This window comes from Serratia proteamaculans (assembly GCF_946227095.1).
Lineage (GTDB): Bacteria > Pseudomonadota > Gammaproteobacteria > Enterobacterales > Enterobacteriaceae > Serratia > Serratia proteamaculans_E.
Genome location: NZ_CAMISV010000014.1, coordinates 30,091 through 55,540, shown reverse-complemented (window position 1 = coordinate 55,540; position 25,450 = coordinate 30,091). Strand labels below are relative to the sequence as shown.

Genomic DNA, 25,450 nt, shown 5'->3' with positions numbered 1-25,450 from the left:
CCCTTGGAGGCAAAATACTATCAGGCATTCAGCACAAATTTCTCGATGGCGCGTGCTACACCGTCTTCAGTGTTGGTAGTGGTAACGTACTGTGCTACCGCTTTCAGCTCCGGGATAGCATTGCCCATTGCCACGCCCAACCCGGCGTACTCGATCATCGCGGTGTCATTAGCCTGATCGCCCAGCGTCATCACGTTTTCCCGCGCAATACCAAGATGATCGGCCAGCATTTTCACCCCAGCCCCCTTATCCACTTTCTGGTGCAAAATTTCCAGGTAATAAGGCGCACTTTTCAGGATGGTGTAACGTTCCCGCGTTTCTGCCGGGATACGAGCGATAGCGCGATCCAACAGCTCCGGTTCGTCGATCATCATCACTTTCGGGAAACGAATCGAAGGGTCCATCTCTTCCACACTGCGGTATTTCAGCGGAATACCGGTCATCTCAGACTCATGTACGGTGTATTTGCCGATATCCTTGTTCGGGGTATACAGGGTATCGAAATCAAACGCCTGGAAATGGACGCCAAACTCGCGTGCCATCTTCTCGAAATGCAGGTAATCCTCAAAACCCAGGGTTTCCTGCAGGATGCAGGCCCCGTCTGCCGCCTGTAAAACCAGTGCGCCGTTATAGGTAATACAGAAATCACCGGGGCCCTGAATATCCAACTGATGCAGATAATCCTGCACGCCGACGTAAGGCCGCCCGGTGGCCAGCACCACATGTACCCCTTTGCGGCGTGCCTCGGTGATCGCCTGCTTTACCGCCGGCGTAATCTGGTGCTGCGGGTTGAGCAGCGTGCCGTCCATATCAATCGCAATCAGTTCAATAGCCATTCGAGCCTCTCCCAGTGGTTTTTCCCATGCTAACGCGTTTCAGCCTGTCATGTCAGCGTCAAAAAAAGGCGTAAAAAAATCCGCGCAAGTTTCCCGGCGCGGATTTTCACAGCCATCAATGCGTTAGATATCGATGTTTGCCGCTTTCAGGGCATTTTCTTCGATAAAGGCACGACGAGGTTCAACCGCATCACCCATCAGGGTGGTGAACAGTTGGTCAGCAGCAATGGCGTCCTTCACGGTCACGCGCAGCATGCGGCGGCTTTCCGGATCCATGGTGGTCTCCCACAGCTGCTCTGGGTTCATTTCACCCAGACCTTTATAACGCTGTACTGCCAGACCACGGCGTGACTCTTTCACCAGCCACTCCAACGCCTGCTCGAAGCTTTCAATCGGCTGACGACGCTCACCACGTTCGATGAAGGCATCTTCTTCGATCAGGCCGCGCAGTTTCTCACCCAGCACACAGATTTTGCGGTATTCGCCACCGTGGATGAATTCGAAGTCCAGCGCGTAGTCGGTATCCACACCGTGGGTACGAATGCGCAGGATCGGCTCAAACATCTGGCGTTCACGGTTCTCAAAGATCACCGAGTCATAGCTGCTGCCGTGCTGTTCTTTATCGTTCAGCAATTTCACCAGCGAATCAATCCAGGTCTTAACCTTGGCCTGATCGCTCAAATCGCCTTCCAACAAAGTCGGCTGATAGATCAGGTTGTTCAGCAGTGCACGCGGGTAGCGGCGCTCCATGCGACCAATCAGCTTCTGCACGCTGTAGTGCTCGGCAACCAGTTTTTCCAATTGCTCACCGGCAAGCGCTGGGGCGCTGGCGTTGGTGTGCAGGGTCGCGCCGTCCATCGCGATGGCGATTTGGTACTGATCCATCGCCTCGTCATCTTTGATGTACTGTTCCTGCTTGCCTTTTTTCACCTTGTACAGCGGCGGCTGGGCAATGAACACGTGGCCGCGCTCAATAATTTCCGGCATCTGACGGTAGAAGAAGGTCAACAACAGCGTACGGATGTGCGAGCCATCGACGTCGGCATCGGTCATGATAATGATGCTGTGATAACGCAGCTTGTCCGGGTTGTACTCATCGCGGCCAATGCCGCAACCCAGCGCGGTGATCAGCGTCGCGACTTCCTGTGAAGACAGCATCTTGTCGAAGCGCGCCTTCTCAACGTTGAGGATTTTACCTTTCAACGGCAGGATCGCCTGGTTCTTACGGTTACGCCCCTGCTTGGCAGAGCCGCCCGCTGAGTCCCCTTCCACCAGATACAGTTCAGACAGAGCCGGGTCACGTTCCTGGCAATCCGCCAGTTTGCCCGGCAGGCCGGCCAAATCCAATGCGCCTTTACGACGGGTCATTTCACGCGCTTTACGCGCCGCTTCACGAGCACGCGCCGCATCGATGATTTTGCCGACGACGATTTTCGCATCGCTCGGGTTTTCCATCAGATAATCGACCAGCTTCTCGTTCATCAGCGTTTCAACCGCGGTTTTTACCTCAGAAGAAACCAGCTTGTCTTTGGTCTGAGAAGAGAACTTCGGATCCGGCACTTTCACCGAAACCACGGCAATCAGGCCTTCACGCGCATCGTCACCGGTGGCGCTGATTTTGGCTTTTTTGCTGTAGCCTTCTTTATCCATGTAGCTGTTCAGGGTACGGGTCATCGCGGTACGGAAACCGACCAGGTGGGTACCCCCATCACGCTGTGGGATGTTGTTGGTGAAACAGTAGATATTTTCCTGGAAACCGTCGTTCCACTGCAGTGCCACTTCCACACCGATGTCGTCTTTCATGGTCGAGAAATAGAACACGTTTGGATGGATCGGGGTTTTGTTTTTGTTCAGGTACTCAACAAACGCCTTGATACCGCCTTCATAGTGGAAGTGGTCTTCTTTGTCCGTGCGTTTGTCTTTCAGGCGGATAGACACGCCAGAGTTCAGGAATGAGAGTTCGCGCAGGCGCTTGGCCAGAATATCGTACTCAAATTCGACATTATTGGTGAAGGTTTCATAGCTCGGCCAGAAACGCACCGTGGTGCCGGTCTGATCGGTTTCACCGACCACTTTCAGCGGCGCCTGTGGCTCGCCCATGGCGTAGGTTTGCTCGTGCACCTTGCCTTCGCGACGGATCACCAGTTCCAGCTTCTCAGACAGGGCGTTTACAACGGATACGCCCACGCCGTGCAGACCGCCAGAAACCTTGTAGGAGTTGTCATCAAATTTGCCGCCGGCATGCAGCACGGTCATGATCACCTGTGCCGCAGAAACCCCTTCCTCTTCGTGAATACCGGTCGGGATACCACGGCCGTCATCCTGTACCGAAACGGAGTTATCGGCATGGATGGTCACCTGGATGTCACTACAGTGGCCAGCGAGTGCTTCGTCGATAGCGTTGTCCACAACCTCGAATACCATGTGGTGCAGACCGGTGCCATCATCGGTGTCGCCGATATACATGCCCGGGCGCTTACGCACCGCGTCCAGCCCTTTTAATACCTTGATACTTGAGGAGTCATAAGAATTCGACATCAACGTTTCTCGCTCATTTTAGTCCTGTGGTTGAACCTCTATTTTACCTTGTTCCACGCGGAACATCTTGCCCTTTTCACCGGCCATATCGGTCACTTGTTCAGCGCTCACGGCACTGACAAAGACCTGGGCCTGGGTGGCTTTCAGGCGATCGGCCAGTAACCGGCGACGGCCGGTGTCCAGCTCGGAGGCAAAATCATCAATCAGATACAGGCAACGCCGCCCGCTCTGCCGGGTGAGAAACTCACCCTGCGCTAAGCGCAACGCGCACATCAGCAGTTTAAGCTGACCGCGCGATAACAAATCCTCTACCGGCGTGCCGTCGGCACGGATGCGAAAGTCCGCCTTATGCGGCCCCACCGCGGTATAGGTTAACGCTCTGTCACGCTCAAACTGGCGCTCCAGCAGCTCTCCGTAGTCGCTCTCTTTGTCCCAGCCACGCTGGAAAGAGAAACTCAGGGCAAATTCGGGCAAAAACTGCGCGCATGTCGCGGTAATATCCGCGGCAATCGCGTCGCTGTAAGCTGCCCGCCACTCGCTGATACGCTCGGCCAAAGGGATTAGTTCCTGATCCCAGGCGCGGATCTGCGCATAGCGACTGACCTGGCGCAGCGCGGCATTGCGCTGCTTCAGTAACCGTTTCAGGTTGCTCCAGGCGGTGAAAAAACCGGGTTCGTTATGAAAACAGCCCCAGTCCAGGAAGGCGCGCCGGAATTTCGGCCCACCGTTTAGCAGGGTAAAACCTTCGGGGGTAATCAGTTGCATCGGCAATAGCTGCGCCAGTTCAGCCACTTTGTGGCCGTCGCTGCCATCGATGCGTACCTTGCTGTCCCCCTGACGGCTCTTGCTTAATCCTACGGATATTTCACGTTCTGCACCGTCAATACGGCCGTGCAAAATAAACTCCGGCTGGTCGTGGCGGATCACCCGGCCGGCCTGCAGGCTGCGAAAAGCCCGCCCGTGCCCGAGGGTGTAAACCGCCTCAAGCACGCTGGTTTTTCCGCTGCCATTGGGCCCCACCAGGAAGTTGAATCCCGGCGCCAACGCCAAATCTGCATCTTCTATATTGCGGAAGTCTTTAATCAGTAAACGCGTCAGAGCCATGCAATCTCTTTACCGATGACGGTGCTGTAATTCAAGGTAATGAGACTACAACCGCATTGGCATGACGACATAAGCCGCCGCCTGGCTGGCACCGTCTTCGATCTGCACGCTGGAAACCGAGTCGGTCAGCAGCAGGCGCACATCTTCACACTTGAGCGCATTCAATACATCCAGCACGTAACTGACGTTAAAACCAATCTCCATCTCGGTGCCGTCGTAGCTGACATCGAGGATCTCTTCCGCTTCTTCCTGTTCAGGGTTGTTGGCGGTGATCTTGAGCTGGTTTTGGCTGACATACAGCCGCACGCCACGGAACTTTTCGTTCGACAAAATGGCCGCACGAGCAAACGCCTGCTTGAGCAGATCGCAGCCGGCTTCCAGCGTTTTGTCCGGGTTCTTCGGCAATACGCGACGATAATCAGGGAAACGACCGTCAACCAGCTTGGAGGTGAAGATAAAGTCACCGACGTGGGCGCGGATGTTGTTACTGCCGATCTGCAGTTGCAGCAGCGTATCGCCGCCGTCCAGCAGACGCACCAGTTCCATTACCCCTTTACGCGGCACGATCACCGAATGTGACGGCAATTGCTGACCGATCGGCATCGAACATACCGCCAGACGGTGACCATCGGTCGCCACGGTACGCAGCTCTTCACCTTCGGTTTCAAACAGCATGCCGTTTAAGTAGTAACGCACATCCTGATGAGCCATCGAGAACTGCGTGGCTTCGATCAGGCGCTTCAACGTCGCCTGCGGCAAAGAAAATTCAACTTCACTCTGCCAGTCGTCCAGGTTCGGGAAATCTACCGCCGGCAACGTAGAGAGAGAGAAGCGACTGCGGCCGGAACGCACCAGCATACGCTCGCCTTCCAACGTTACAGTGATCTCGGCCCCTTCAGGCAAGCCACGGCAGATATCAAAGAGTTTACGCGCGGGGACGGTAGTCGCGCCCGCTTCATGGGGTTGGGACAGGGCAACGCGCGCCACCATCTCCATCTCCAGATCGGTACCGGTCAACAGCAGGGAGCCTTCCGTCACCTGCAGCAGCAGGTTACCCAGAATTGGCAGTGTTGGGCGGCCGCCCAGCGGGCTGCTCACCTGTTGCAGCGGTTTTAGCAGATGCTCACGTTCAACGATAAATTTCATAGCGCTAGGAAGATAATGTTCTGATTAAATTGGAGAAATCTTCTTTGATGTCGTGACTTTCTTCACGTAACTGCTCGATCTTCCGGCAGGCGTGCAACACCGTGGTATGGTCGCGGCCACCAAACGCATCGCCGATTTCAGGCAGGCTGTGGTTGGTGAGTTCTTTTGCCAGCGCCATCGCCATTTGGCGCGGACGAGCAACGGAACGCGAACGCCGCTTGGACAACAAATCAGCGATTTTAATTTTATAGTATTCCGCCACCGTCTTTTGAATATTATCGATGGTGACCAGCTTTTCCTGCAGCGCCAGCAGATCGCGCAGCGCTTCACGCACGAAATCAATGGTAATGGCACGGCCGGTAAAGTTTGCGTTGGCGATCACGCGGTTCAGCGCCCCTTCGAGCTCACGCACGTTGGAACGCAGGCGCTTGGCGATAAAGAACGCCACTTCGCCCGGCAGACGGATATTGTTCTCGTCGGCCTTTTTCATCAGGATCGCTACGCGCGTTTCCAGCTCCGGCGGTTCGATCGCTACCGTCAGCCCCCAACCGAAGCGGGATTTCAGGCGATCTTCCACCCCGTTTATTTCTTTGGGATAACGGTCGGAGGTCAGAATAATCTGCTGATTGCCTTCCAACAGGGCGTTAAAGGTATGGAAGAACTCTTCCTGCGAACGCTCTTTATTGGCAAAAAATTGTATGTCATCGATCAGCAGCGCATCGACCGAACGGTAGTAACGCTTAAATTCTTCAATGGCATTGTTCTGCAAGGCTTTGACCATGTCCTGCACAAAGCGTTCCGAGTGCATATAGACCACTTTGGCGTTGGCCTTGCGTGCCATGATGCCGTTGCCCACCGCGTGTAACAGGTGAGTTTTACCCAAACCGGTGCCGCCATAAAGGAACAACGGGTTATAGGCTCCGCCCGGGTTATCCGCCACCTGGCGGGCCGCCGCGCGCGCCAATTGGTTGGATTTACCCTCTACAAAGTTATCAAAGGTATGCTTTGGGTTAACGTTGGAGCGGTAAGAAAGTTCAGGCTGCGGTGCCGCGTTGTCCCAGCTTGGGCGCGAAGGTGCCGCGACGCGTACTATTGGCGCGCTGGGTGCGCTAACGCTGGCAGTAACGGTCTGGCTGATGATTTGGGAGAGCGGTTTGCTACCCACTTCAAAACGCAGTAATGGGGCATCCGTACCGCAGAAATCATTCAACAGGCCATTGATATTGTTTAAGTATTTATCGCGAACCCAATCCAGCACAAAACGATTGGGCGCATAAAGCGCCAGGGTATTGTCACTCAGTTCCGCCTGCAATGGGCGTATCCACATACTAAATTCTGTGGCAGGTAACTCATCCTGCAATCGGGCAAGACACTGCTGCCAAAGCGAAAGTGACACGGCGGACTCCACTCGAACAAGATCAATAAAAGAAAAGAATCAGGCTAATTTTTTATAACTCATGATTTTTGACACATACCCGGCATCGGCTGTTTGCCTGTGGGGGATGCGAACCGCCTTTCACGGTTTATGTCCCTCACGATCCCCGCTTGAGAGATCGCGATCGGAATGACGGATCATAGCGCAATCCGCGCAAGAGATCCTCCCCTTCATCACAGATTAGATCCATTTTATCCACAGGCCCCGGCCTGCGGCGATCTTTTCGCCAGTCTCGTTAAATTGCAGGCAAAATCCCGCGTGAGGAAAGGGATTTTTTACATTGTCAACCGGTTATACCCTGTTATCCACGCAAGATCCTTGCTTTTCCCCCTAAGGATCGCATCGGGATCCTTGCGATTTACCTCCGAGTCCGTATAATCTTCGCCCTACGTGTGTACCTGGTTCCTAAATGGTGTGTCATTAACCAGACAGGATTCTGCGGTGACCACGGGCCAATACCGGATTTTACTCCGAATTGGCAGACAACCAGGTAGGCTAGCGCAATGTGAATTGACTCAGGACTGTACAATTATTACAATCCCGCCTCTTTATATATTGCGATTGAGGCGTCGGTCGTCTTCACGCCGAATAGCCAAACGCGTTTACTGATCAGTAATTATTTTAAGTTTAGGTAGAAATCGCCATGAAACGCACTTTCCAACCGTCCGTATTGAAGCGTAACCGTAGCCACGGTTTCCGTGCTCGTATGGCAACCAAGAATGGTCGTCAAGTTCTGGCCCGCCGTCGTGCGAAAGGCCGTTCTCGTCTGACTGTTTCTAAGTAATAAAAGCTAACCCGCTGAGTGGTTAAGCTCGCTTTTCCCAGGGAGTTACGTTTGTTAACTCCCACTCACTTCACTTTCGTCTTCCAGCAGCCACAACGGGCTGGCACGCCGCAAATCACCATCCTCGGCCGCCTGAACCAGCTGGGGCATCCCCGCATCGGTCTTACCGTCGCCAAAAAACACGTCAAACGCGCGCATGAACGCAACCGGATCAAACGCCTAACCCGCGAAAGCTTCCGTTTACTTCAGCACGAGTTACCGGCGATGGATTTTGTCGTGGTAGCCAAAAAAGGGATAGCGGATTTGGATAACCGTGCACTGACGGAAGCTTTGGAAAAATTATGGCGTCGCCACTGTCGCCAGGCTCCCGCATCCTGATCGGGCTGGTGCGGGCTTACCAGCTCGTCATCAGTCCGCTGCTTGGGCCTCGTTGTCGCTTCCAGCCGACATGCTCTCATTACGCAATTGAGGCATTAAGCAGGTTTGGCATGATAAAAGGCAGTTGGTTAGCATTGAAACGCGTATTAAAATGCCACCCCTTGAACCCAGGTGGCGATGATCCCGTGCCGCCGAAACCCGACGATAACAGAGAACACTAACGATGGATTCGCAACGCAATCTTCTCCTCATCGCTCTGCTGTTCGTGTCTTTCATGATCTGGCAAGCCTGGCAAACGGACAATGCTCCGCAACCAGTCGCGCAGACCACGCAACAGACTTCGAACACTGCTACCGGTGATGCCGCAAGCTCAGCAGTTCCAGCCAGTGGCCAGGGTAAACTGATTACCGTTAACACTGACGTGCTGTCGCTGACCATCAACACCCGTGGTGGTGATATCGAGCAGGCTAAACTGTTGGCCTACCCGGACACTCTGGGTTCATCGACGCCATTCCAATTGCTGGAAACCACACCGTCATTTGTTTATCAGGCGCAAAGCGGCCTGACCGGCAGAAACGGTCCGGATAACCCGGCAAACGGCGAACGTCCTCTGTTCCAGGCGGCGCAGGACAGCTACACCCTGCCGGAAGGCCAGGAAGAGCTGCGCATTCCGCTGACCTTTACCGGTAAAGACGGTGCCATCTACACCAAGACTTTCGTGCTCAAGCGTAACCATTACGCGGTTGGCGTTGATTACAACGTCGACAACAAAAGCACCACTCCGCTGGAACTGACCCTGTTCGGCCAACTGAAGCAGACCACCGAGCTGCCTAAGCACCGTGACACCGGCAGCAACAACTTCGCCCTGCACACCTTCCGTGGCGCGGCGTACTCTTCCAGCGATGACAAATATCAGAAGTATGCGTTCGATAAGGACGAGAACCTGAGTGTGACCACGCAGGGCGGTTGGGTTGCGATGCTGCAACAATACTTCGCCACCGCATGGGTACCGGCAACTCAGGGTAGCAATACCTTCTATACCGCCAAGCCTGGCGACAACCTGTCCACCATCGGCTTCAAATCTACTCCGGTAGTGGTGCAGCCTGGTGCGCAGCAGCAACTGAACGCGACCCTGTGGGTTGGCCCGGAGCTACAGGATCAGATGGCCCAACTGGCGCCGCATCTGGACCTGACCGTGGATTACGGTTGGTTGTGGTTCATCTCCCAGCCGCTGTTCAAACTGCTGAAGTTCATCCACGGCTTTATCGGTAACTGGGGCTTCTCAATTATCATCATCACCTTCATCGTGCGCGGCATCATGTACCCGCTGACCAAAGCGCAGTACACCTCGATGGCGAAAATGCGCATGCTGCAGCCAAAACTGCAGGCGATGCGTGAACGTATCGGTGATGACAAACAGCGCATGAGCCAAGAAATGATGGCGCTGTACAAGTCTGAGAAAGTGAATCCGTTGGGGGGTTGTCTGCCGCTGGTTATCCAGATGCCAATCTTCCTGGCGCTGTACTACATGTTGATGGGCTCGGTTGAGCTGCGCCATGCGCCGTTCGCCCTGTGGATCCATGACCTGTCGGCGCAAGACCCGTACTACATCTTGCCAATCCTGATGGGCGTGACGATGTTCTTCATCCAGAAGATGTCGCCAACCACCGTGACTGACCCGATGCAGCAGAAAATCATGACCTTCATGCCGGTGATCTTCACAGTGTTCTTCCTGTGGTTCCCGTCCGGTCTGGTGCTGTACTACATCGTCAGTAACCTGGTGACCATCATCCAGCAGCAGTTGATTTATCGCGGCCTGGAAAAACGTGGCTTACACAGCCGCGACAAGAAAAAGACCTAAGCGTATTGTAGGGGTTCGGCGCGCTGAACCCTTGCAGCGATAGATAAGAGGCGGTCATTAAGACCGCCTTTTTGCATATTGAATTGTCAGAGAGAGTCACTATGAGCACCACCGATACCATCGTAGCCCAAGCCACTCCGCCGGGACGCGGCGGCGTCGGCATTCTGCGTATTTCCGGCCGTGGCGCCAAAGACGTGGCCCAGGCCCTGCTCGGTAAGCTACCGAAGCCGCGTTACGCCGATTATCTGCCATTCCGCGATGCCGAGGGTGCGACCCTCGATCAGGGCATTGCGCTGTGGTTCCCGGGGCCCAATTCGTTTACCGGCGAAGACGTGCTGGAACTGCAAGGCCACGGCGGCCCGGTGATCCTGGATCTGCTGCTCAAACGCGTACTGGCGCTTCCCGGCATGCGTATCGCGCGGCCCGGCGAGTTTTCCGAACGTGCATTCCTCAATGACAAGCTGGATCTGGCACAGGCCGAGGCGATTGCCGACCTGATCGACGCCAGTTCCGAGCAGGCAGCCCGCTCAGCCATGAACTCGCTGCAGGGGGCATTTTCCACCCGCATCCACCAACTTGTGGAAGCACTTACTCACCTGCGGATCTACGTGGAAGCGGCCATCGACTTCCCAGACGAAGAAATCGACTTCCTGTCTGACGGTAAAATCGAAGCACAGCTCAACGGCGTTATGGCCGATCTGGACAACGTACGCGCCGAAGCGCGCCAGGGCAGCCTGCTGCGTGAAGGAATGAAGGTGGTGATCGCCGGGCGGCCAAACGCCGGTAAATCCAGCCTGCTGAACGCATTAGCCGGCCGTGAGGCCGCGATTGTTACCGATATTGCCGGTACCACCCGTGACGTTCTGCGCGAACATATTCACATCGACGGCATGCCGTTGCACATCATCGACACCGCCGGCCTGCGTGAAGCTATCGACGAAGTGGAGCGCATCGGCATCGAACGTGCGTGGAACGAGATCGAACAAGCCGACCGCGTGCTGTTTATGGTCGATGGCACCACCACCGCGGCCACCGAGCCGGCGGAGATTTGGCCAGAATTTATGGCTCGTCTGCCGCACCGCCTGCCGATCACCGTGGTACGTAATAAAGCCGACATCACTGGTGAAACGCTGGGTATGACCGAAGTAAATGGCCACTCACTTATTCGCCTGTCGGCGCGTACCGGCGAAGGTATTGATCTGCTGCGCGACCACCTGAAGCAGAGCATGGGCTTCACCAGTAATATGGAGGGCGGCTTCCTGGCCCGCCGTCGCCACCTGCAGGCGCTGGAACAAGCGGCCCAGCATCTGGTCGAGGGTAAAGAACAGTTAGTGAGCGCTTACGCGGGGGAGCTGTTAGCCGAGGAATTACGTCTGGCGCAGCAAGCACTGAGTGAAATCACCGGAGAATTCACCTCCGATGACCTGCTGGGGCGCATCTTCTCCAGCTTCTGCATTGGCAAGTAAGCCCATCAAATACCGCCGATAGCCGGTTTTCTCCGCCAGAGCGGGTAAATTTTTTACCTGCTCTCGGTAATTGATGCCTGAGCGGCCGGTCACAGCATCCTTCAGGGCCAACGCGATATACTGAGCGACAAGGGATCCCCTCTCAGGAAAGAGCAAGCATGGCATTAACCCTCAGGGTGTTACTGGAAAATCGACTCGCTGCTGGCGTGGACCCATCGCTGCGGGTGAAAGCCGGACTAAGCCTGTTGATACAGGATGAAACGGACTCGGTTTTGTTCGATACCGGCCCTGATGACAGTTTTCTGCATAACGCAGAGCTGATGGGCGTCGATCTGTCCGGGTTAACCGCGACGGTGCTGTCGCATGGCCATTATGACCACTGCGGTGGCGTCCCCTGGTTACCCGACAACAGCCGTATCATCTGCCATCCGCAAATTGCCAACGAACGCTATTCGGCAGTGAAACTGCTGGGTAAAGCCCGGAAAATCAAAAAACTATCGCTGGATATCGATTACTCACGTCATTGCATGGAATACAGCCATGAGCCACTGCATATCAGCGAACGCTTTATGTGGTCCGGGGAAATCGCCGTTGCCGAGCCGAAAGCCTATGGCGTGATCGGTGGCAAAACTGAGGCGGTGGATTACGTTATCGACGAGGGCGTGCTGATTTATAAGTCCGATCGCGGGCTGGTGATTATTACCGGCTGTGGGCATCGTGGGATCATTAATATCGTGCGCCACTGCCAAAAGATCACCGGGGTCAATAAGATCCATGCATTGATCGGCGGTTTCCACCTGCGCTGCGCGTCACCACGCCTGATATGGCAGGTCCGGCATTTTCTGAATCAGCAAAAGCCAGACAAAATCATGGGATGCCATTGTACCGGTGCATGGGGTCAGTTGTGGTTACCTGAGGGGGTAGCGCCGGCAACCGGACAAACTTTTGTGCTGGGCTAAAGCCCCATTGGCAGTACTGGAGCGAGAGATTCTCTTTGGTGATCGGTCAAGCACCGCCACTCCCGGTATCTGTCATCGGCCACCTGTTTCCGCCCCCTGCTATCCCTCACTCCCTGCGACCTCACCGGCAAAATCATTGCTAAAAGTAATAAATAGGATAAAACGCATACTGTTTTTTAATGATAAATCCACGACTTATGCTTAATCTAATCCCCCTGAGTTTTCAGCGACCCCTCTGTGATGGAGTGAATAATGGCGTGTCATTTTGCCCGATGGATCCCCACATCCACCGCACTGGATACCCGGAGACTCTCCGCAGACGTGATTGCTGCGACCGCTGCTTTTTCCGTTAAACGTCGCCAGCGCTTCCTGCAGGGGCGCATCCTGCTCGCTGAGATGATGTTTTATCTTTATGGGCTGCCGATATTGCCCTCTATCGCCACCACCCCCACCGGCCGCCCCTGTTTCGTTGACAATCACCTGCCCGATTTCAGCCTGGCCTATGCCAGCGATACGGTGGGGGTTTTGCTCAGCCAGGAAGGCAAGGTAGGGCTGGATATTGAAGTCATGCGCGCCCGCGGCGGGCAACATAAAGAGCGGCAGCACCAATACCAAACGCCGGCCGAAAGCGCCTGGATCAGTGCGCAATACGATCGACTGGAGGCAGAAACCCAGCTGTGGAGTATCCGCCAGAGCGTGCTGAAACTTTCCGGCCTGGGTAACAGCGGACAATCGACGCTGCTACTGCACCCTTTTTCCGGCCATCTGCGCTCCAGTATCACTCCCCAGGTCCATGTGATGAGCGATGCCGATGAATACCTGAGTTGGGCTTGCGCGCGTGAACCCAGCCTTGAGCGCTTAATCTGTTGGCAATACGAAGCGGATAAAGGCCTGCAGAAGCACGGCGAAATCTCCCCGCGGATCCCGGCCATCTCCACCCGCTTTGTGAAATTGACCAGTCTGGCACTCCACCGCTGACATCGACGATTAATGACGAGTCCGTAAGATAAAACTTTCTTTAACGGATAAATTTCTGCATAAAACTGCAAAGTCAGCTAAATATTCAGCAATCATCTATTCTCACTGCCCTTCTTGCCCTACTATCTTTGGGTGTTCTAAGCTGAATCTGTTCATTCGAAAGGGAGAATCACCATGTCAGACCAAGCATTAAAAATCGTCACCCTGCTCGGCAGTTTGCGTAAAGGCTCTTACAACGCGATGGTAGCCCGTGCCTTACCCGGCCTTGCCCCACAAGGCGTCACCATCGAAGCACTCCCCTCTATCCGTGATATCCCGCTGTACGATGCCGATATGCAGCAAGGAGAAGGTTTCCCCGCCACGGTAGAAGCCATTGCCGAACAAATCCGCCAGGCTGACGGCGTGATCATCGTAACCCCGGAATATAACTATTCGGTGCCGGGCGGATTGAAGAACGCCATTGACTGGCTTTCCCGTCTGCCGAATCAGCCCTTGGCCGGTAAGCCCGTGGCTATTCAGACCAGCTCAATGGGGCCAATTGGTGGCGCGCGCTGCCAGTATCATCTGCGCCAGATCCTGGTGTTCCTCGACGCAATGGTGATGAACAAACCGGAATTTATGGGCGGCGTGATCCAGAACAAAGTGGACGCGCAGACGGAAGAATTGAATGACCAGGGTACGCTGGACTTCCTGACTGGCCAGCTGTCCGCTTTCAGCGATTATATCCGCCGTCTGAAATAAATGTCTTTTTTGACGCCTTCGGCAGGAATTGGCTGATGGCGTCATTATCATGAGAAAAAAACCGCTAACCCATTAAAAATAAAGTTATTAAATTATGTATTTTTTTATTTTAGCCATATTACTGGCTTTCATCACCAGACCACTATTAGCCACAGAAATGCGTTATCCCGCCGGAGAAGAGCCGATCGAGCTGCCGGTACATAGCCCGCTTAGCACCCAGTTACCCCGCACCGCGCAGAGCCAGGAAGATAAAAAGATCGCCGCCATGTCGTTGTATCTGACGCTGATGCGTGAAGATGGCCGTAACGTATGGGCACCTTACCAGTTGGCGGCCTCCTCAGCAGAAAAGGGCCAGACCGAGTTGGCAGAGCGTTATCTGCAGCTGAGCGCCGATCGCGGGTTGTGGTATTACTACAATCTGTTGGAGGACGACGCCTTCAACAACATCCAACACAGCAGTACCTATCAGTCGATTCTGGCGATCACCAAAGCGCGCTATCTGCAACATGCGCATTGGTTCGAAGGCAAAGCCAGCTACGCCATACCGGACGGCACACCCCCACCCGGAGGCTGGCCAACGGTGGTGTATCTGCACACCTATGGTAAAAGCGCCGGTATCACGCCCGAAGAGCGTCTGTTTTTCAGTGAGATCGGCGTCGCCTATGTTGAGATCAACGGCACCCAGATGCTGTCGGAAAACTGTTTCCGTTGGTCAAATTACAGTGATGAAAGCACTCAGAGCGCGATTCAGCGGGCTTTGCAGCCGTTAACCACAGAATTAAAGCTCAATCCTCAACAGGTCTACCTTACCGCTCGCGGGCAGGGAGCACTGCATGCTGCCAATCTGCTGGCCAAGTACCCGCAACTTTATGCCGGTGCAATGCTGATCGCCCCCAATGGCGAGATCAAACAGGCACAGCAGTCGCTGGCAACCCATAAGCGGCTGGTGGTGGCGTACTACGATCGGCAAAATTTCAGCGATCAGGCGTTGGCAATGCACTTCGCCAATCTGTTCAGTGAGAATAATCAGGTAGAGGCTTTGCATTTTGCCCAGGGTGAGAACCCCGATGGCGGCTGGCAGGCGCGTTTCAAACGGCCGTTGCAGTGGATGCTGCATCAGGCGCCCGACGCAACACCGGGAGCCTAATGTGACTATGCGCATTGGCTTGCAGGCTATGAGAAAGTTGATTATTAGGGAGAGCGTGCCGAAGGGGTCGTAGCAGCTTCAGCTGCCGGAGCGCCCCTCGGTGCGCTAGGCCCGAGTATCTAAGGCTAAAAGCAAACCCAGGGCCGACGTTTGTCGGCCCTGTTCGCATTAATGACCGTCTACAAAGACAATCTTCAGCACAAACAGCAGTGCGACAACCACCACGCATGGGCTGATTTCACGCCAGCGGCCGGTACCCAACTTCATGACGCAGTAAGAAATAAAGCCGAGTGCGATACCTTCGGTAATCGAGAAGCTGAACGGCATCATCACCGCCGTCACAAACGCCGGTACCGCTTCGGTCAGGTCATCCCACTTCACCCGCGCCAGGCTGGATGTCATCAGCACGCCCACGTAGATCAACGCACCGGCAGCGGCGTAAGCCGGCACCATGCCCGCCAGCGGCGACAGGAAAATCACCAACAGGAACAGGATCCCGGTCACCACCGCGGTCAGACCGGTACGGCCGCCGACGGAAACCCCGGCAGAACTTTCAATGTAAGCCGTCACGGAGGAGGTACCGACAAAGGAGCCGGCCACCGAACTGATGCTGTCCACGTACAGCGCCTGCTTCATGCGCGGGAACTTGCCCGTTGCATCGGTCAGACCGGCCTTGTCGGTCACGCCAATCAGGGTGCCGGAGGAGTCGAACAGGTTCACCAGCATAAAGGAGAAAATCACCCCCGCCAGACCAATGTTCAGCGCCCCCGCCAGATCAACCTGTCCCACTACCGAGGTAATGTTGGGTGGCATGGAGAACACGCCGCCGTATTTCACATCGCCCAATGCCCAGCCGATCAGGGTGGTCACCACGATAGAAACCAGCACCGCAGCATGGAAGTTACGGGAGGACAGCACGGCAATAATAAAGAAGCCCAGCGCGCCCAGCAGCACATTGTGCGAGGTCAGGCTACCGATGGTCACCAGCGTATCCGGGTTAGCCACCACAATGCCGGCATTTTTCAGCCCCATCATGCCGATAAACAGGCCGATACCGCTGGTGATCCCCACCCGTAAACTCATGGGGATATTGGCAATCATCCAGTAACGGACACGGAAAATGGTCAACAGCAATAAACCGACCGCGCCCCAGAAGATGGCCCCCATGCCTATCTGCCATGAAATCCCCATCGCGCCCACCACCACAAAGGCGAAGAACGCATTGAGGCCCATAGCCGGCGCCAGTGCCACCGGCAGGTTCGCCAGCAGGCCCATAAAAATACTGCCAAAAGCGGCAATCAGACAGGTGGTGACAAACACCGCCTGCGTATCCATGCCCGCCGCGCCCAAAATTTGCGGGTTAACGAACACGATATACACCATGGTCAAAAAGGTAGTAATACCGGCAATCGTTTCCGTACGCGCCGTGGTGCCATGTTGCTTGAGTTTAAACACACGCCCAAGCAAGCCTTGCTCAACGTCAAGGCCAGTGACTTGTTTGCTCATTATCAGAATTCCGAAGAAGGGAATGGAGAGTCGCTGGCTATCCTATAACAAAAAGTCAGGGTTTTGACGCCGCTCACAGCTTTTTTTCGCCGTCTTTACGGCTAAAAACCCCAACAGATTGTATTTACTGAGATTGATCGGCAATCCGCGATTCAGGGGTCGCAATCCTGCCTGATGCGGTTAAAGTGGCATTATCACCGCATAACCTAAGGACACGGCCCCTGATGAAGCAGATTGACTGTATTTTGTTTGATTGCGACGGCACGCTGGTGGACAGCGAAGTGCTGTGCAGCAAAGCCTACGTGCACATGTTTGCCCACTATGGCATTCACCTTTCGCTGGACGAGGTGTTCAGAAAGTACAAAGGGGTGAAGCTGTACGAGATTATCGAACAGGTTAATGCGGAGCACGGAGTCGCCTTGCCGAAGGAAGAACTGGAGCCTTTATACCGCCTGGAAGTGGCCCGGCTCTTCGACAGCGAATTGCAGCAGATTGCCGGTGCGCGTGAGCTGCTGGCGCAAGTATCAGTCCCTATGTGTACCGTATCTAACGGCCCGGTCAGCAAAATGCAGCACTCGCTCGGCCTGACCGACATGCTGCACTATTTTGATGACCGGTTGTTCAGCGGCTATGATATCCAGCGCTGGAAACCGGACCCGGCGATCGTGTTTCACGCCGCCGAAAAAATGCAGGTGCCGGTGGAGCGTTGCATCCTGGTGGACGACTCCGCCGCCGGGGCGCAGGCCGGGATCGCTGCGGGTATCCCGGTATTTTACTTCTGTGCCGATCCACACAATAAACCGATCGATCATCCGCTGGTCACCGCATTCGACAGCCTGGCGCAATTACCTGCATTGTGGCGTGAACGCGGCTGGCAGTTGACTAACTAGCCGGCAACGGCGGTTTGTTACGCCACCAGCGCCATGAGCGTTTCAACGCCCGGGTCTGCGGGCTAAAGCGGCGATTGACCGCATTGGCCAGCAGATCCAGCGTCAGACAGAAGACGAAGTACACCAGGGCGATAAACAGGAACACCTCCATCGGGTACACCATGCTGCGGTTATTGACCTGGGTTGCCAGAAAGGTCAGCTCACCGACACCGACGATATAGGCCAGCGAAGTATCCTTGATCAACGAAATCCACTGGTTAATAAACGAAGGCACCATCATGCGCAGCGCCTGGGGCAGCACAATCATCCGCAGAGTCTGCCAGCGGGTTAACCCCAGTGATAAACCCGCTTGCCACTGGCCCGGGCCGATGGCGGCAATTCCCGCCTTCACCGCATGGGCCAGATAGGCCGAGGCGATCAACGCCAATGCGCAAACTACGGTAGTAATTTCCGGAATATCCACGCCAAAAACGATCGGCAGCAGAAAATAGGTCCAGAAAATCAGCATGATCACCGGAATGGCGCGGAAAAACCCCAGCAGCATGGCCAGTAATCCGGCAGCGACGCCGCGCGACATCGCCAGTGCCACGCCTAACAGCGTGCCGAGAATGGCCGAAGCCACACCGGCCATCAGGCTGATCGCCAACGTCAGCGCTGCGCCCCCCAGCGGTCCGTCCGGCCAGGTGCCCCACAGCAGATAGCCCAGGTTGTCGTAAATGACGCTGAAATCCATCTTAATGCCCTCTCAGCGGTTTACGCTGCTGTCGCCACATGCCCCAGCCTTCCAACAGCGCAATGATGGCAATGTACAGCACCGTCGCCACACCAAATGCCTGGAAGGTGCGCAGCGTCTCGGTTTCCACCTGCCGCGAAGCATAAGACAACTCGGCAACGCCGATCGCCATGGTCAGCGAGGAGTTTTTTATCACGTTCATATACTGGCCCAGCAGCGGTGGCATGGCGATTTTTAGCGCCTGCGGCAGCACCACATAACGCATGGCCTGCCAGCCGGTTAATCCCAGCGCGTTGGCCGCATATTTTTGCCCGCCGGCGACGCCGCGGATGCCTGAGCGGATCTCTTCAGCGATAAACGCACTGGAGTACAACGTCAGCCCGAAGAAACCGGCGAGAAACTCAAACGACGGCCACTCAAGCGGACCGATTTGATGTGAAGTGTTCAGCCACTGCATGGCGGCAGAAGGCAGGATCTGCCCGGCGGCGAAATACCAGAAGAACAGCTGCACCAGCAACGGCGTATTGCGAAACAACGAACTGTAACCCACCGCCAGCCAGCGCAGCCCCCACAGGCGACTGTCACGCATTGCAGTCAATAAAAACCCCAACAGCGTGGCGGCCAGACTCGCACAGCCGGAAAGCCACAGCGTCAGCAGGAAACCCTGCCATAGCCAGCTCAGATACTGCGGCGCCAGCAGCCAGTCTGAGAGTTGTTGCAGATGCATGCTAAATCCTTGTCTTGCAGAATGCGCCAGGGGCGCAGCAAGCTGCGCCCCTCCGTTCACACCTCACAGCCCCGCGGATCAGGCTTTCGGCTGTTGATCCAGGGGTGCGATGGTAAAATTGCCGCGTGGCTGAGCGGTTTTGGTTTCCGGGCCAAACCAGCGATCGTAGATCTTCACCGCTTCGCCGTCTTTTTCCAGTTTGATCAGCGTGTCGTTCACGCTGGCGGTCAGGCGATCTTCGCCTTTGGGAATACCGACTCCCTGGTACTCTTTGGTAATGCTGAACGGCGAGATCTCGAAATCAGCCTTCTGCGCCGCCGGCAGGTTGCCCAGCAGGCCTACCAGTTTGGCATCATCCTGGGTGATCGCCTGAACGTTGCCGTTACGCAGCGCCACGAACGCCAGCGGAGTGTCGTCGTAGGAGATCACTTTGGCCGTCGGGTAATGTTCACGCAGGGTAATTTCCTGCACTGTGCCCTTGTCCGCGCCGATGCGCAGTTTTTTGATATCTTCCGGGGTTTTCAATACGCCTTTATGGGCGATAAATTTCTGACCGGTGGCGAAGTACGGCACGCTGAAGTTAACTTCCTTGGCGCGCTCGTCGGTAATGGTAAAGTTGGCAGCGATCAAATCGACCTTTTTCGATACCAGCAAAGGAATACGGTTGGCAGGATTGGTGGCTCGCAGCTCCACCTTCACCCCCAGCGCTTTGCCGATCGCATCGGCCACATCAACGTCATAGCCCACCAGCTTTTTGCTTTGCGGATCGATATAACCGAACGGAGGATTGCTGTCGAACACCGCGATACGCACTACGCCGGCTTTCTTGATGTCGTCGAGTTTGTCCGCATGCGCGGCACCGGTGGCGAGGCTGGTCAGGCTGGCTAACAAAGTTAAGGCCAAAACGCGATGTTTCATGAGTTGCTCCTAAGGGGTTGATGTCCTGCTGGCTGCTACGCTAGCAAGACCCGCTTAGGTCAGGAAATAATATTAAAAGCTATATTTATAACCTTTTTATCTTTAGGGGTTTTAAACAGCATAAAGGCGCAGTTTTCTGCGCCTTTGGAGGGTAACTCGTGGGGAGAATTACTCTTTTTTCTCGTCTTTACCGTCGGACGACAGCAGCTTTTCCAGCGCATCGCCGCCAATATGACGGAAGTCCTGACCTTTGACGAAGTAGAAGATAAATTCGCAAATGTTCTGGCAACGGTCACCGATACGCTCGATCGAACGGGCGCAGAACAATGCGGTCAGCACGCTGGGAATAGTGCGCGTGTCTTCCATCATGTAGGTCATCAACTGACGTACGATGCCTTCATATTCCTGGTCGACCTTTCTGTCTTCGCGGTAAATTCGAATCGCTTCATCCAAATCCATACGCGCGAAAGCGTCCAGCACGTCATGCAGCATCTGCACGGTATGACGCCCCAGCGATTCCAGGCTCACCAACAGTGGCTGGTGCTGATGCGAGAACTTCTCCAGCGCGGTGCGACAAATTTTGTCTGCCACATCACCGATACGTTCCAGTTCAGAGATGGTTTTGATGATCGCCATCACCAGGCGCAGGTCGCTGGCGGTCGGCTGACGTTTGGCAATGATCCGCACGCAGGCTTCGTCGATCGCCACTTCCATCATGTTGACCTTGGCATCGCCCTCGATCACCCGCTTGGCCAATTCACCGTCCTGGTTGTGCATCGCGGTAATGGCATCAGTCAGTTGCTGTTCCACCAGCCCGCCCATGGTCAACACCTGGGTGCGGATGTGCTCAAGTTCTGCGTTGAACTGGCCGGAAATGTGTTTATTTAAATTCAGGTTATCCATGATGCATCCTATCAACCATAACGGCCGGTGATGTAGTCTTCGGTCTGTTTTTTCTGTGGCGCGGTGAACAGGGTATCAGTATCACTGAACTCGATCAGTTCGCCCAGATACATAAATGCCGTGGAGTCCGAGCAACGCGCCGCCTGCTGCATGTTGTGGGTTACGATCACCACGGTGTAGTCAGACTTCAGCTCGCTGATCAGCTCTTCAATTTTACCGGTAGAAATCGGATCCAACGCCGAGCAGGGTTCATCCAGCAATAATACGTCCGGACGAATGGCGATGCCGCGGGCGATACACAGACGCTGCTGTTGGCCGCCGGACAGGCTGTAACCACTCTGATGCAGCTTGTCCTTGGTTTCGTTCCACAGTGCTGCCTTGGTCAGAGCCCACTGCACGCGCTCATCCATGTCGGCACGCGACAGCTTTTCAAACAGACGCACACCGAAGGCGATATTGTCGTAAATCGACATCGGGAACGGCGTCGGCTTCTGGAACACCATGCCAACCTTGGCACGCAGCAGGGCGATATCCGAGTTGTCGGTCAGAATGTTCTGCCCATCCAGCAGGATGCCACCTTCGGCACGCTGCTCGGGGTATAGCTGATACATCTTGTTGAAGGTGCGCAGCAGGGTTGATTTGCCGCAGCCGGATGGACCGATAAACGCGGTGACCTTGTTCTTGGCGATATCCAGCGTGATGTTTTTCAGCGCATGGAATTTGCCATAGTAGAAGTTCAGATCGCGTACCTGAATTTTGCTGCTGGAAGCGTCAGTAACCATACTCATCAAGACTTCTCTCTTTTCATCAGCGCCGCCAGGGCCGCGCTCAAAATTTTATGAATGCTTTTGCTTGGCGAAAACCACACGCGCCAAGATATTCAGTATCAATACGCACAGGGTAATCAACAACACCCCTGCCCAGGCCAGTTCTTGCCATTCGGCGAACGGGCTCATGGCGAATTTGAAAATGGTCACCGGCAGGTTGGCGATCGGCTGCATCAGATCGGTGCTCCAGAACTGATTCGAAAGCGAGGTAAACAGCAGCGGTGCGGTTTCCCCGGCGATACGTGCAATCGCCAGCAACACGCCGGTGATAATGCCGGAAACCGAGGCTTTCAACGTGATGGCGGAAATCATGCGCCATTTCGGCGTACCCAGCGCGTAAGCCGCCTCACGCAGCGTATCCGGCACCAGTTTCAGCATGTTTTCGGTGGTACGGATCACGATCGGCACCTGCAACAGCGCCAGTGCAATGATCCCAGCCCAGCCGGAGAAGTGCTGCATCTTCGCCACCACGATGGTGTACACGAACAGGCCCACGACGATCGACGGTGCTGATAACAGAATGTCGTTAATAAAACGGATGATTTCCGCCAGCCAGGATTTACGACCGTATTCCGCCAGGTAAATGCCGGCCATGATGCCCAGCGGCGTGCCGAATATCGTCGCCCACATGATCAATAACCCGCTACCGGCGATGGCGTTAGCCAGGCCGCCGCCAGCAGTGTTCGGTGGCGGGGTCATTTCGGTGAACAACGCCAGCGACATGCCGTCGATGCCTTTGGTCACCGTGGAGAACAGGATCCACACCAGCCAGAACAAGCCAAACACCATGGTGGCCATCGACATGAACAGCGCCAGTCGGTTTTTCTGACGGCGCCAGGCCTGCATTTTGCGACGGCTTTCCAACAGCGCCAGGTTGTTTTGCATTTCCATAGTGGCCACGTTAGCGTCCCTCCTTCTTGGCCAGACGCATGACCATCAACTTCGACAGCGCCAGGACGATAAAGGTGATAACAAACAGAATCAGACCCAGCTCCATCAACGCTGCGGTGTGCACCCCAGATTCCGCTTCGGCGAATTCGTTGGCCAGCGCAGAGGTGATACTGTTGCCCGGCATATACAGTGAGGCGCTGTCGAGCTGGTAGGTGTTACCGATGATGAAGGTCACCGCCATGGTTTCCCCCAGCGCACGGCCCAGCCCCAGCATCACACCGCCGATCACGCCATTCTTGGTAAACGGCAGCACGATACGCCAGATCACTTCCCAGGTGGTGCAGCCGATGCCATAGGCCGACTCTTTCATCATCACCGGGGTCTGTTCGAACACATCACGCATTACGGCAGCGATGTAAGGAATAATCATAATCGCCAGGATCACCCCGGCAGCCAGAATACCAATACCGAACGCCGGGCCAGAGAACAGCTCACCGACAATCGGAATGCCGGACAGCACGTCGCCAACCGGAGTCTGGAAATATTTGGCAAACAGCGGGGCGAACACGAACAGACCCCACATGCCGTAAACGATACTCGGGATCGCCGCCAGCAGCTCAATGGCGATGCCCAGCGGACGTCGCAGCCAGTTTGGCGCCAGCTCGGTCAGGAACAGCGCAATACCAAAGCTGACGGGGACGGCAATAATCAGTGCAATCAGCGAGGTGACCACGGTGCCGTAGATGGGCACCAGCGCACCGAACTGTTCGGCAGGCGCGTCCCACTCTTTGGTCCACAGGAAGGAGAAACCGAATTTCTGGATGCTCGGCCAGGAGGCAAAGATCAGTGAAACAATAATGCCGCCCAGCAACAATAGGGTAATCAGCGCTGCCAGTTTAACCAGCGCGCTGAAGATGACGTCACCATTTTTACTCGGTGCTTTAATGGTCGGCTTGTACTCAGCCATAGATCACTCTCTGTTTTAACCCTGGCAGGCCCAACATAGGTCAGACCCTGAAAAACTGAGTGGGGCGCGTTGGATCACGCGCCCCTGCGTTGTTAGTACAGCGCTTTACCGGAACTGTCTTTTACGTTGGTTTTCCATGCTGCACGCACCTGCTCGATCACTTCGTTCGGCAGAGTGGCGTAATCCAGGTCATTAGCCTGCTTGGCTCCCGTTTTATACGCCCAGTCAAAGAACTTCAGCACTTCGGTGCCCTGAGCCGGGTTTTTCTGCTCTTTGTGCACCAGGATGAAGGTGGTGGAGGTGATTGGCCAGGCGTTGTCGCCTTTCTGGTCAGTCAGATCCTGTGCGAAGGTTTTGCTCCAGTCCACGCCTTTAGCCGCTGCGCTGAAGCTCTCTTCGGTTGGGCTAACCGCTTTGCCATCGGCAGAAATCAGCTTGGTGTAAGCCAGGTTGTTCTGCTTGGCGTAAGCGTATTCAACGTAGCCGATAGAACCTGGCAGACGCTGTACGAAGGCCGCGATGCCGTCGTTACCCTTGCCGCCCAGACCGGTTGGCCAGTTAACGGTAGAGCCCGCACCGATTTTCTCTTTCCACTGTGCGTTGGCTTTAGACAGGTAGCTGGTGAACACGAACGAGGTGCCTGAACCGTCAGCACGACGCACAACGGCAATGTTCTGATCCGGCAATTTAACGCCTGGGTTCAGCTTGGTGATCGCCGGGTCGTTCCATTTCTTCACGTTACCCAGGTAGATGTCGCCCAGGGTTTTGCCGTCCAAGGTCAGTTCGCCGGATTTGATGCCCGGGATGTTAACTGCCAGTACCACACCACCGATCACGGTAGGGAACTGGAACAGGCCATCAGCAGCCAGTTTTTCGTCAGTCAAAGGAGCATCAGAAGCCCCAAAGTCAACGGTGTTGGCGATGATTTGCTTCACGCCACCCGAAGAGCCGATGCCCTGATAGTTAACTTTGTTGCCGGTTTCTTTCTGATAAGAATCTGCCCACTTGGCATAAACCGGAGCGGGGAATGTCGCACCTGCACCGGTCAGGCTAGCAGCAGCGAACGCGGACACGGCGGTCAGGGAGAAAGTCGCTGCCACAATACTGGCGACGGTGGTACGCATCAGTTTCATAATCCCTCCTAATGGGATATTCAAAAATCGACTTCAAGTCGTTTTCATCAGAGTAAGTATTGCTGCAGGAGGGAAAATAGGACAGTTTGGTGACAGTAAAATGTACGAAATATGACAGTTATATTACAGTGCGCCAATGGTGCAATTAACATCTTGATTAGGCTATTATTTCATCTGAAACATTCAATAATATCTTGCTCACGCAAAAGGAACTTCTATGAAAAAAACACTTATCTTGTCAGCGGTTAGCCTGTCTCTGCTGGCATCTAGCAACGTGATGGCGGCGCAAGGACTCGTGCGCGATAGCAACAGACCCGAAGCCACGCTTTTCGAGAAAATTCTATTTCTGGGCGATAATAATAACTACAGAACCTCCCGCTATACACTGAATGATTTGGATAACTTTAGAGATAAGTTGCGAGATCATGAAAGGGAGCTAAAACAGCTGCAAGAAGAAAACAGGAATAAGGATCGTCAGATCGACGAACTAAAACGTTCGCTGCAGGAACTGAACAGTAAGGTGAAAGGTTAGCGGATAAAAAAATCCGGCGCGCTGCTTACACAGCACGCCGGATTAATCAG

General features: G+C 54.9%; 25 protein-coding genes. 11 read left to right on the top strand and 14 right to left on the bottom strand.

The window, feature by feature from the left end:
• Positions 1–20: 20 nt before the first annotated feature.
• The 5 genes from yidA to dnaA all read right to left on the bottom strand — a co-directional run bounded on the left by yidA (position 21) and on the right by dnaA (position 7,020).
• Positions 21–836: a sugar-phosphatase gene (gene yidA / locus OC597_RS22340; RefSeq protein WP_262210521.1), complete on the bottom strand. Its 816-nt coding sequence runs from the start codon at positions 834–836 to the stop codon at positions 21–23.
• Positions 837–959: 123 nt separating this feature from the next.
• On the bottom strand, positions 960–3,374 hold the full coding sequence (gene gyrB, locus OC597_RS22335; protein WP_261260018.1) for a DNA topoisomerase (ATP-hydrolyzing) subunit B: 2,415 nt from the start codon (positions 3,372–3,374) through the stop codon (positions 960–962).
• 18 nt (positions 3,375–3,392) lie between these two features.
• Positions 3,393–4,478 carry a DNA replication/repair protein RecF gene (gene recF, locus OC597_RS22330; RefSeq protein ID WP_099064431.1) on the bottom strand — a complete coding sequence of 362 codons (1,086 nt, stop codon included), beginning with the start codon at positions 4,476–4,478 and terminating at the stop codon, positions 3,393–3,395.
• Positions 4,479–4,523: 45 nt separating this feature from the next.
• Positions 4,524–5,624 carry a DNA polymerase III subunit beta gene (gene dnaN, locus OC597_RS22325; RefSeq protein ID WP_099064430.1) on the bottom strand — a complete coding sequence of 367 codons (1,101 nt, stop codon included), beginning with the start codon at positions 5,622–5,624 and terminating at the stop codon, positions 4,524–4,526.
• Between the two features lie 4 nt (positions 5,625–5,628).
• Complete coding sequence (dnaA, locus tag OC597_RS22320; protein WP_012004506.1) at positions 5,629–7,020, bottom strand: chromosomal replication initiator protein DnaA; 1,392 nt, start codon at positions 7,018–7,020, stop codon at positions 5,629–5,631.
• A gap of 682 nt (positions 7,021–7,702) precedes the next feature.
• Between dnaA and rpmH the strand changes: the two genes are divergently transcribed.
• From rpmH to OC597_RS22275, 9 genes are all read left to right on the top strand, one after another.
• Positions 7,703–7,843 (top strand): 50S ribosomal protein L34, encoded by a 141-nt coding sequence (rpmH, locus tag OC597_RS22315; protein WP_003849659.1) that lies wholly within the window; start codon positions 7,703–7,705, stop codon positions 7,841–7,843.
• Between the two features lie 18 nt (positions 7,844–7,861).
• Positions 7,862–8,221, top strand: coding sequence for a ribonuclease P protein component (rnpA, locus tag OC597_RS22310; protein WP_025123954.1), 360 nt, complete (start codon positions 7,862–7,864; stop codon positions 8,219–8,221).
• Positions 8,185–8,442, top strand: a complete 258-nt coding sequence (gene yidD, locus OC597_RS22305) for a membrane protein insertion efficiency factor YidD (RefSeq protein WP_012004505.1) — start codon at positions 8,185–8,187, stop codon at positions 8,440–8,442. Before rnpA ends, yidD begins: the two co-directional genes overlap by 37 nt.
• A gap of 2 nt (positions 8,443–8,444) precedes the next feature.
• Positions 8,445–10,082: a membrane protein insertase YidC gene (gene yidC / locus OC597_RS22300; RefSeq protein WP_085120151.1), complete on the top strand. Its 1,638-nt coding sequence runs from the start codon at positions 8,445–8,447 to the stop codon at positions 10,080–10,082.
• Positions 10,083–10,183: 101 nt separating this feature from the next.
• A complete protein-coding gene (gene mnmE / locus OC597_RS22295) occupies positions 10,184–11,548 on the top strand; it encodes a tRNA uridine-5-carboxymethylaminomethyl(34) synthesis GTPase MnmE (RefSeq protein WP_219015039.1) in 1,365 nt (454 codons plus the stop codon).
• Between the two features lie 158 nt (positions 11,549–11,706).
• On the top strand, positions 11,707–12,507 hold the full coding sequence (locus OC597_RS22290; RefSeq protein WP_261260024.1) for an MBL fold metallo-hydrolase: 801 nt from the start codon (positions 11,707–11,709) through the stop codon (positions 12,505–12,507).
• A gap of 252 nt (positions 12,508–12,759) precedes the next feature.
• Complete coding sequence (locus OC597_RS22285) at positions 12,760–13,485, top strand: 4'-phosphopantetheinyl transferase family protein (protein WP_261260025.1); 726 nt, start codon at positions 12,760–12,762, stop codon at positions 13,483–13,485.
• A gap of 174 nt (positions 13,486–13,659) precedes the next feature.
• Positions 13,660–14,226 (top strand): NADPH-dependent FMN reductase, encoded by a 567-nt coding sequence (locus OC597_RS22280; RefSeq protein ID WP_261260027.1) that lies wholly within the window; start codon positions 13,660–13,662, stop codon positions 14,224–14,226.
• A 94-nt stretch (positions 14,227–14,320) separates the two neighbouring features.
• The gene (locus tag OC597_RS22275) at positions 14,321–15,373 is read left to right on the top strand and encodes an alpha/beta hydrolase (protein ID WP_262210518.1); all 1,053 of its coding nucleotides are present in this window, start codon (positions 14,321–14,323) and stop codon (positions 15,371–15,373) included.
• A 168-nt stretch (positions 15,374–15,541) separates the two neighbouring features.
• Here OC597_RS22275 and OC597_RS22270 read toward each other — a convergent pair whose 3' ends face one another.
• Positions 15,542–16,879 carry an NCS2 family permease gene (locus tag OC597_RS22270; RefSeq protein WP_085120129.1) on the bottom strand — a complete coding sequence of 446 codons (1,338 nt, stop codon included), beginning with the start codon at positions 16,877–16,879 and terminating at the stop codon, positions 15,542–15,544.
• A gap of 224 nt (positions 16,880–17,103) precedes the next feature.
• Between OC597_RS22270 and yieH the strand changes: the two genes are divergently transcribed.
• Positions 17,104–17,769: a 6-phosphogluconate phosphatase gene (yieH, locus tag OC597_RS22265; RefSeq protein WP_261260030.1), complete on the top strand. Its 666-nt coding sequence runs from the start codon at positions 17,104–17,106 to the stop codon at positions 17,767–17,769.
• On the opposite strand, the gene OC597_RS22260 is transcribed toward yieH, so the two are convergent.
• The 8 genes from OC597_RS22260 to pstS all read right to left on the bottom strand — a co-directional run bounded on the left by OC597_RS22260 (position 17,762) and on the right by pstS (position 24,868).
• Positions 17,762–18,502 carry an amino acid ABC transporter permease gene (locus OC597_RS22260; RefSeq protein WP_261260031.1) on the bottom strand — a complete coding sequence of 247 codons (741 nt, stop codon included), beginning with the start codon at positions 18,500–18,502 and terminating at the stop codon, positions 17,762–17,764. The two genes, yieH and OC597_RS22260, sit on opposite strands and share 8 nt — an antisense overlap.
• 1 nt (position 18,503) lies before the next feature.
• Complete coding sequence (locus OC597_RS22255; RefSeq protein WP_261260033.1) at positions 18,504–19,229, bottom strand: amino acid ABC transporter permease; 726 nt, start codon at positions 19,227–19,229, stop codon at positions 18,504–18,506.
• Positions 19,230–19,307: 78 nt separating this feature from the next.
• Positions 19,308–20,147, bottom strand: coding sequence for an ABC transporter substrate-binding protein (locus OC597_RS22250; protein ID WP_099064419.1), 840 nt, complete (start codon positions 20,145–20,147; stop codon positions 19,308–19,310).
• A gap of 168 nt (positions 20,148–20,315) precedes the next feature.
• On the bottom strand, positions 20,316–21,050 hold the full coding sequence (phoU, locus tag OC597_RS22245; RefSeq protein WP_085120124.1) for a phosphate signaling complex protein PhoU: 735 nt from the start codon (positions 21,048–21,050) through the stop codon (positions 20,316–20,318).
• A gap of 11 nt (positions 21,051–21,061) precedes the next feature.
• The gene (gene pstB / locus OC597_RS22240) at positions 21,062–21,832 is read right to left on the bottom strand and encodes a phosphate ABC transporter ATP-binding protein PstB (protein ID WP_369804765.1); all 771 of its coding nucleotides are present in this window, start codon (positions 21,830–21,832) and stop codon (positions 21,062–21,064) included.
• A gap of 54 nt (positions 21,833–21,886) precedes the next feature.
• Positions 21,887–22,777 (bottom strand): phosphate ABC transporter permease PstA, encoded by an 891-nt coding sequence (pstA, locus tag OC597_RS22235; protein ID WP_261260037.1) that lies wholly within the window; start codon positions 22,775–22,777, stop codon positions 21,887–21,889.
• A gap of 1 nt (position 22,778) precedes the next feature.
• Positions 22,779–23,735, bottom strand: a complete 957-nt coding sequence (gene pstC / locus OC597_RS22230; protein ID WP_261260039.1) for a phosphate ABC transporter permease PstC — start codon at positions 23,733–23,735, stop codon at positions 22,779–22,781.
• A 92-nt stretch (positions 23,736–23,827) separates the two neighbouring features.
• Positions 23,828–24,868 (bottom strand): phosphate ABC transporter substrate-binding protein PstS, encoded by a 1,041-nt coding sequence (gene pstS / locus OC597_RS22225; protein WP_153858585.1) that lies wholly within the window; start codon positions 24,866–24,868, stop codon positions 23,828–23,830.
• A 217-nt stretch (positions 24,869–25,085) separates the two neighbouring features.
• Here pstS and OC597_RS22220 point away from each other — a divergent pair, with 217 nt between their 5' ends.
• Positions 25,086–25,400 carry a hypothetical protein gene (locus OC597_RS22220; protein WP_262210513.1) on the top strand — a complete coding sequence of 105 codons (315 nt, stop codon included), beginning with the start codon at positions 25,086–25,088 and terminating at the stop codon, positions 25,398–25,400.
• Positions 25,401–25,450: the final 50 nt, after the last annotated feature.